1 pseudogene is annotated in these 1,119 nt (G+C 49.8%); it reads right to left on the bottom strand.

Going from position 1 to position 1,119, the window contains the following annotated elements:
- A pseudogene (locus tag JGK22_RS33110) lies at window positions 1–1,095 on the bottom strand (Ig domain-containing protein group 2 domain-containing protein); the annotation flags it as partial.
- Window positions 1,096–1,119: the final 24 nt, after the last annotated feature.

The raw sequence follows: 1,119 nt of genomic DNA, 5'->3' as shown, positions 1-1,119 counted from the left end.
TTCGCTATTGACCACAGTCCCCCGACTGAAGCCAACAAAGTGCAGTGGCGAATTGAAAATTGCCCCCTGAGAGCGAACAAAATTCCCTTGGCTGTCGAACTTAGCACCACCTCCGAGCGACTGATCTAGCTGCACTAGCGAAGCAAAGAAACTATCTGCTGCTCCCTCCGTGAAGCCAGAATCGGGAATAGCTGACTCATTATTTTGAGACCAGTCAGGCAGAAGCACTAATGGTTTGTTGGCTTGGAGGTAGGGAGCTATATAGCTCGACAAAGCAGTGCGATAACTGGGAGCTGAAGAGTCAAAACCATTAGGAAAATAAGTTGAATTACTAAAAAAATCACTCTTGACTTGCCCATATTTATTGACCGGAACCCAGTCACCTGTGGGCGAGTCGTAGCGCATGAGCAATCCTTCACCCCCAGTAGTAGCAATGCTGTCAGCCATTTTGTAGAATTCGCTGGGAATCCCTGGTCCGGTAATGACCGGAGGCTTAAAACCGTGGGTCAGTACAGTGACGCTGCTGAAAGTGCTGTTGCCGCCCAGAGCAGGCGGTGGCGATGTTTTGAACTGCCCAACATCAAGATTTCGCTTTCCATCCTTGCTCAAAGCTTCAACAGCCCAATGATAAGTCTGACCAGCCGTCAGAGTCCGATTATCGGGCAGCGTGAACTGGGTATTGGTGTTTGAAGGGTCAAGGGGTAGACCACCAAGCCCCACCCAGCCTTGACCGGGCTTCCAAGTCGCTGTCAGGATGCGGTTGGGGTTATAGTCTAAAGTGCCGAACTGGGAGTTCCATTTTGCTAGCAAGTTTTGCTGCTGCTGTGGGCTGAGATTATTGAAGTTTGGATTTTGGATTTTGGCGAGATCCTCCCATCTATCCTCTGGCAACAAACCCTCCCCTTGCTCGAAGGTACTGACAAAAAGATTAACTTCTTTCACATCCTCCCAACCAGGAGAAAACTGCCATTGAAAAGTCGGAGTTAGGTCATTTGTAGTTGCACCAGGCCCCTTCAAATCCAGCCAGTCAGTCGGTGCAGAACTCAAATCCCGTAAATTGCCCCCAGTACCTACGGGTGCGCGTGTTGTACCCAACGGCACCCCATAAGTAAACTGATT

It is taken from the genome of Microcoleus sp. PH2017_08_TRC_O_A (genome assembly GCF_020738665.1).
In the GTDB taxonomy this organism is placed as follows: Bacteria; Cyanobacteriota; Cyanobacteriia; order Cyanobacteriales; family Microcoleaceae; genus Microcoleus.
The sequence above is the reverse complement of the archived record's forward strand: the minus strand, read 5'-3'. Positions and strand labels throughout refer to the sequence as shown.